This window comes from Jannaschia marina, assembly GCF_013404595.1.
In the GTDB taxonomy this organism is placed as follows: Bacteria; Pseudomonadota; Alphaproteobacteria; order Rhodobacterales; family Rhodobacteraceae; genus Jannaschia; species Jannaschia marina.
In genome coordinates this window covers 1-3,524 of sequence record NZ_JABVAX010000032.1, presented here as the reverse complement: position 1 = coordinate 3,524, position 3,524 = coordinate 1, and the positions used below count along the sequence as shown (strand labels likewise).

Genomic DNA, 3,524 nt, shown 5'->3' with positions numbered 1-3,524 from the left:
CGCCTTGAACGCGGCCGCGTGCCGCTTCCTCTTCGCCATCTCGTCCGTCTCCTTCTCGAAGACCAAGATGACCTCAGATCGTAGCTCCCGTCAGCGTCCAATTTCCAGGGAGCACCTCACCTGGCGGGGACACTGCGCGGACGGAACCTGTTCTAACAGTGGTCGTGGCCATTTGATCCGTGGTTCCTTCAACCAACACAACCGTGTCTTCAGGAAACTCTAGACGGTCAGGGTAAACGGTCATCCCCTGTTGCGCAGCCATGGCCACGAAACCATCGACCTCGGCGGGTTCCAACCACACTTCCCATGCGATGGGATCGGCGGACTGCGGAAAAGGCTTGGTGGGGTGACGCCACAAATCCCGCAGTTCGATCTCCGCAAACATACCAACACTGTTTGCAAGATCGGCGTTGTAGGGGTTCCTCACCCCTTTCTTGTTTGGTGGCCGAAGCTCTCCGGCGAACTGGTTGAGCTTACTCTTGAGGTTAGCGATCCCACCCGTGGAACGATCCGCTTTGACGATGGCACGTCCTGCAATCTGCTGGTCGATGTCAGCATTCTGAGTGGAAAGCAGTGATAGTCCACTTACGTTGAACTTGTCTGCTATCAGCGGCTCACCAGGACGGCCTTCGACAGCAAGGTAGGTTGATTTGGCAGTCTCAGCGACCGGAATAGCGTCCAGTGCTGCTACCAACCGCTGCGCATGAGTTTGACGGTTCTGAACCGGCGATGGCCTCGGACTTCCACGCCCGCTCCGACCTTTGAACTCTTTGACTGACGAGACACCATCAAGAACGATGTGAGGAAGAACCCGATCCGCCATGTTTAGCACCCAACGCCTGTAAGTCGCGTCGGCGGCCAATTGAACGGAGAAGGTCGTCCGACGATATGCTCTTTTTCGAGTCTAATACGGCTCGTCGGGCTGCATCCATAGCGGCCTGAATGACATCAGAGGATGAAAGACCCTGAGCCTGCTCAACCACATCGTCCCAGATTACTTCTGACAAATCAAACCCGATCAGGCGTCGGGACATAGCCTTCTGCATCGCATCTGCCGTTGGCAGTTCATACATCAGAACCAGATCGAACCTACGCAATATAGCCTTATCCAGGATGCGCGGCAGGTTCGTGGTGGCGATGATCAAAGAGGGACCCGTATCTTCCTCCATGAACTGGAGGAACGAGTTCAATGTGCGGCGGGCTTCGCCCACATCGTTGTCACCATCCCTGGCAGCGGCGAGGGCATCGATTTCATCAAACAGGTAGACACCACGCTGTGTTCTCACGGCCTCAAAGATCGCATTCAGCTTGGATGCGGTCTCCCCCATGAATTTGGAAATCAAACCGTGCAGCAGAACTGAATAAAGTGGCAGCTTCAGTTCGCCCGCCAGGGCCGACGCGCTCATCGTCTTTCCGGTGCCAGGAGGTCCCGCCAATAGAACACGCTGCCGGGGCGAAAGCCCGTGCTTCTCAAGCATAGCCCGTTTACGGAACTCTGTGACCAATTGGTCTAGCTCAGACGACACAGCATCTGGCAGGATCAGGTCGTTCAGCCTCGTTTCTGGGTAAGCGGTGCCAATGATAGCACCCAGTTCACCACGTGGCTTGGCGATTGGAGTTGGCGAGGCTGTTGTCGGCTTGGGCTGCTGTCCAGCCTCAACCCACTGGCGAAGCTGCTCTGCCAATCTGGTATGACCCTTCTGCTCTTCCGCAGACGCAAGCTGGAGCGCGAGATCGAAGAATCGTTCTTCATTCCCCTCAACGTGACTCTTCAAGAGTCCAATGAGTTGCTGTGCGGTCGCCACGACTGTCGTCTCCCTGTTGTCAAGAGTTTACACCGATTGCCGGGGATTGCGACCGCGACGTGACGCCACGAGCAGGTCTGTTTGCGACTGTTGCATGAGCCCCTACCAGGCTTATGGCAGACCCTCGGACGCATAGATTTGAAGAAATGTGGCAAAGTTGAAGGATCGTTCAGATGATCTGACTTCTCCAGTTTCCCGCTCCATCTCCGCCTCCGCCCTCGCATATACTCGATGAAGCTGACTCAGCCTTCCTGGGATTCCCGATTGCCCCTCGATCTGAGAGTATGCCGCCTTCACGTAGGGCCAGAGCTTCATCTCATAAACGAGATCGGACATTCTCATGGGTTCATCAGACTGATGGGCAGCCACCATAGGAAGCCGCCGCATAAATCTTAGGAGGTCGCTATTACCGACACTGTGCAGAAATGCCATCGCACCTGTTGGATCGTAGTCGGTGCGCTCAAACGTGTGCGCATGGTCACCGAGCACAAGAATATCATGCTGATCTGTTGCCATAGAACTCTCCCTATTCATACCACGTGGGTATTTAGGGAATTGGGCTGACATGTCGGTCAGGTTTGTTTAGGTCGCATCAAATATCGATATACGGATGATCTTGCGATACCCATGTGTTGAGCGATACGTGAAGGCCCCATACCAGCTTCCGTAAGCTCCCTGACCTTGATGCCGTTGATCGTTGCGGGACGCCCCCTGAAGGGACTATCACCACCTTTGGCCAACGCAGCATCGATACCTTCGCGTTGACGTTCTGCGCGTATACTTGCTTCAAACTCACCGAATGCGCCCAAGAGGGTGAAAAACAGTTTACCCGCAGGTGAAGATGTATCGACCGGCTGCTCAAGCACCCGTAGGTCAACTCCCTTGTCATCGAGCACATCAGCGATCCGGAGAAGGTCACGTGTCGACCTTGCCAATCTGTCGAGCCTTGTCACCAGCACGGTATCGCCTCGCCGAATACCTCGTTTGAGCATGTCATCAAGAACTCGTCGTCCTTCACGGCTCCGGCCAGATACCTTTTCAGTGTAAAGATGATCCTTTCCGACCCCAGCCTCGATCAATGCGGCTTTCTGGATTTCCAACGACTGACTTCGGCTACTGACCCTTCCGTATCCGATAAGCTCTCCCAATCTCGATCTCCTGTCCTGTTTAAGTGTCCGACAAAAGCCTATTGTTCGATAAATGATTCGTTAAGTCTAATGAGACAATTCTGGTCGGTTTTAGATTGTGTTGAGAGAGTATACTCATCCCGGACAGTAGTTCCGTCTACCTCGGGCCAAACTGCTTTCGATAGGGGGCGGGGGGGAACATCCTTAATAGACATACTTAGTGACAGTGTTACATTCCCCCTGTAGCCGCGAAGCGGATGCACGGGCGTCTACTACTGCGAACGCAGTGAGCAGGTGGTAGAACGCTTGGGGTGCGAAGTGCTTCAGGAGTGCCGTAGGCACGATTGAAGCGCAAGGACCCCTCACGGATTTACAGACTACTGAGCTTGGCGATAGAGAATTGATATCTAGGTGACCCCACATTGGGGATACTGGCACCACTAAGTCCATCAAGGTCGCGAAACAGACTGCCTGAGGTGCTCCCTGGAAATTGGACGCTGACGGGAGCTACGATCTGAGGTCATCTTGGTCTTCGAGAAGGAGACGGACGAGATGGCGAAGAGGAAGCGGCACGCGGCCGCGTTCAAGGCGA

General features: G+C 54.6%; 4 protein-coding genes. All 4 read right to left on the bottom strand.

What is annotated here, in order from left to right; genetic code table 11:
• Window positions 1-73: 73 nt before the first annotated feature.
• Window positions 74-823, bottom strand: a complete 750-nt coding sequence (locus HSX43_RS19450) for a hypothetical protein (RefSeq protein WP_179381807.1) — start codon at window positions 821-823, stop codon at window positions 74-76.
• Entirely contained in the window at window positions 789-1,805 is a 1,017-nt protein-coding gene (locus tag HSX43_RS19445) for an AAA family ATPase (RefSeq protein ID WP_179381806.1), read from the bottom strand. The genes HSX43_RS19450 and HSX43_RS19445 overlap by 35 nt, the downstream gene beginning before the upstream one ends.
• A 111-nt stretch (window positions 1,806-1,916) precedes the next feature.
• A complete protein-coding gene (locus tag HSX43_RS19440; protein WP_179381805.1) occupies window positions 1,917-2,321 on the bottom strand; it encodes a hypothetical protein in 405 nt (134 codons plus the stop codon).
• A 56-nt stretch (window positions 2,322-2,377) separates the two neighbouring features.
• The gene (locus HSX43_RS19435; RefSeq protein ID WP_179381804.1) at window positions 2,378-2,953 is read right to left on the bottom strand and encodes a recombinase family protein; all 576 of its coding nucleotides are present in this window, start codon (window positions 2,951-2,953) and stop codon (window positions 2,378-2,380) included.
• Window positions 2,954-3,524: the final 571 nt, after the last annotated feature.